4 protein-coding genes and 1 pseudogene are annotated in these 3027 nt (G+C 43.0%); 1 reads left to right on the forward strand and 4 read right to left on the reverse strand.

What is annotated here, in order from left to right:
* Positions 1-257: 257 nt before the first annotated feature.
* The 4 genes from sodC to KDK17_RS18295 form a co-directional block, all read right to left on the reverse strand.
* Positions 258-770, reverse strand: coding sequence for a superoxide dismutase [Cu-Zn] SodC (sodC, locus tag KDK17_RS18280; RefSeq protein ID WP_257282354.1), 513 nt, complete (start codon positions 768-770; stop codon positions 258-260).
* Between the two features lie 226 nt (positions 771-996).
* Entirely contained in the window at positions 997-1527 is a 531-nt protein-coding gene (locus KDK17_RS18285; protein WP_257282355.1) for an MFS transporter, read from the reverse strand.
* A 3-nt stretch (positions 1528-1530) separates the two neighbouring features.
* Positions 1531-1767 carry a hypothetical protein gene (locus tag KDK17_RS18290; protein ID WP_257282356.1) on the reverse strand — a complete coding sequence of 79 codons (237 nt, stop codon included), beginning with the start codon at positions 1765-1767 and terminating at the stop codon, positions 1531-1533.
* Positions 1722-2300, reverse strand: coding sequence for a hypothetical protein (locus tag KDK17_RS18295; protein ID WP_257288742.1), 579 nt, complete (start codon positions 2298-2300; stop codon positions 1722-1724). Before KDK17_RS18295 ends, KDK17_RS18290 begins: the two co-directional genes overlap by 46 nt.
* 324 nt (positions 2301-2624) lie before the next feature.
* Here KDK17_RS18295 and KDK17_RS18300 point away from each other — a divergent pair.
* A pseudogene (locus tag KDK17_RS18300) lies at positions 2625-3027 on the forward strand (hypothetical protein); the annotation flags it as partial.

Genomic DNA, 3027 nt, shown 5'->3' on the forward strand with positions numbered 1-3027 from the left:
CGCAACCGAGCTGGGCTATACCGACTGCGTTAACCTCCTGATCAATGCCGGGGCAGAGTGGGAAGGAGAGGCGGTGAATGAAACAGAAGTAATGTGTCATTTTCTCTAGCAGCCTGTCGGACTTAAGGCTGTCCTACTGCGGTTCATCCCAATATTGGGCAAGGGATGCACTGCGGTCGGACATGACCCTCTAGCTGTAGGAATCCCCGTCGCTAAGAGGGTATCAATTTAAGCAGCAGTGCCAATAGGCAGTTACCTTAACTGGAAACACCACAGGCCATGCGGGCACCGCCACCACCTAGTTTTTTGGGGTGATCGGAATGATTGTCGCCACCAGCGTGAATCATCAATGAGCGACCTTTTAAATCAGCTAATTTCAAGCGTGGTGCTAACACCGCTTGATTAGCATAACCATGGTGATCAACATAAAGAGCGGGCAAATCACCGAGATGACCATCTCCCCAGGAAGCAGCATGCTTTTTAGTGCCGTGAGGGTCATAGTGTCCACCTGCTGCCAGGCCTGCTACCCACTTACCGTTTTTTTGTTTGGCATCGCAGCTGGGATTTTGATGCACATGAAAACCGTGTAATCCAGGCGTCAGGCTATTGAGATCTGGGGTCAACACAACACCGTATTCCGTTTCGCTAGCTGTCACAGTACCAATAGTTTTTTCTACCCCTTGCGCGCTTACCAGATTCATAGGAATGTTAATGTCTGCGATTGCTGGCAACGCTAGTGTCGCTGCAAGTAGCACAATATACTTTTTCATAATATCGTCCTCAAAATTTATAAGTTAGCGAAACAGCCGCATTCGCATCAGGACTATTAAAAAGTCTGTCTAGCATCAGCTCAAGGTAAAAGAATCTATCTTGGCGATAAAGATAATCTATTGAACGGCATGAATAATCAGGCTAAGTACTCAGCCATACGGAATCGAATATTTCTGGCTTATTGGGCAGGTGCTCTGCAAGGCGCAACGACGGGAACATAGCAAGCTATGTGACCAGAGTTGTAACGCAGTCAGAGTGCCTGAACAATAAGTCAGAAAATATGATTTCGTATGGTTGAGTACTTAAGACTCTGTGGCACAATCCCGCTGTGGCCTGATGATTACGCGGAATTATCTCAGCAATTAATGCGAATGTCGTGGGAATAATAATAGCTGAAGCCAATCCACCAAAAATTCTCAGTACAACAGCCACCTCAAAAGAAGGAGCTAAAACAATAGCAGCCCCGTCAATGGCAAATGCACAAAGAGCGATCAATAGTAGTCGTGTTCTATCAACCCGATCTGAAATATACCCAAAAATAGGAGCTGCAATAGCATAAGAAATGGCATAACTTGCAATCAGCCAAGAAGCTTTGGTTGTAGACGTATCAAAAGCTTGAGCTAATGGACGCAACATAGATGACAACATAAACTCTGTTGCACCTACAAAAAAGACAGCCATAGTAAAAACGATAAGAGCTCCTCTTTTTACAGAAGAATCACTATTGTCAAATAGCATGGAATTCTCTTTTACCATTCGTTAATACAACCCTTCCGAATCAGCTTCATAAGTATTACGTAAAATATTGTCTAAAAATTCTTTGAAGCTAGTCTCAAAAACAAGCCCCCCTTTAGAGTTATACTTAAATAAGTCTGCATCCATACTACTATCAATAAAAAGTGCATAAGAGAATCGTTCCTGTTCATTCTTCTGTTCTGATCGTTGCTCCATTACCCTATGTGCGACAGCTGCAATCTGTGTTTCTGCATTCTGCATGAGAATCTCCACAGCGGGGTGACGTCTGTCCCTAAATATACATGAGTACCTGTAATTCTTAGGTTGTGTTCTTTTGCTATTTTAAATATTTCTGGGAGTTTAGATTCTAGAACACCAATTCGACTTTCTAACCCTGTGAAAATATTGTTTCTTGATTTTTCATCGATATTTAGTCGAATGCCAATTTCACCCCCAGGGTTCAGTTTTCCGTACAATTTAAGCTGATCGCGGGAGTCAATATTGATTTGTACGCCTTTCTCAATAATCAGCTTCATTGTAGGCTCACAAATACCGGTGCTCGCAAAAATAATCCGATTTGGACTAAACCCACAATCAAGTGAAAGTTGCATGTGCTTTCGTGAATTTACGAAAATACCAAAACCATTTAACTCCAACATCTTTAACAGTGTGGGATTATCGTTTGCCATTGAAGCAAAATGAATTCCGATATGAGGATATGAAATTGACTTGAATAGGCTGATGTTTTTTTGAATCAGTGATTCATCGTAGAAGTAGAAGGACGAGTCACCCAAATTGGATCTTTCTGTTATAAGTTTTTTTATTGACATTTTTTTTCTAAGTTACAACTCAATAAAAAATAAAAACCTAATAGACAGTAATGATCCTACCTAGGATACAATCAGCCTTCAACCCCTACCTGAATCGGTGACTTCGCGTCCCGGTTATCTATCCGAAAAGCTAGGGCAAAAACATGATCAATCCTTGAACAGCAATGCTGGCCAGAAACCTGTAGATTATTGTTGCCAGGGATGGTAATCACGCTTTGATGATTGGGACTATGGTTACACTGGGTCAACAAGGTAGCAAGGTAACAAGGTAACGCTAAACGCCTTGAGGTGACTGACGACAATGGCGTCAAACACTGGTGTCGCTGTGCTAATAGCGTTCCTCTGAACAAGACTGGGCCGGTTGAAATCCTCAATGTGCTTGATTGCGTCGAAACGGACAAGAAAGGTAAGCGCTACATCTGGGGTTGGATAACCGATATCCCGTTAACCGAAGAAACCATGCTCCCCGTATCCGAAGGGGGAAGATGTCGCTGGTACATAAAAAATGAAATCTTTTATATCCTGAAGAACCAAGGTTATGAACTTGAACACAACTATGATCACGGTGTGCAGCATCTGGCAACCAAACTGCCTTACCTGACGTTCCTGGTGGATCAGGTTCAGCAGCTGTGTTGTCTAGTCTTTCAGGAAGCCCTGAAACTATGGGCGCGTGGAACACGCACCTATGGTC

The organism is Endozoicomonas sp. SESOKO2 (assembly GCF_024606245.1).
Taxonomy (GTDB): Bacteria; Pseudomonadota; Gammaproteobacteria; order Pseudomonadales; family Endozoicomonadaceae; genus Endozoicomonas_A.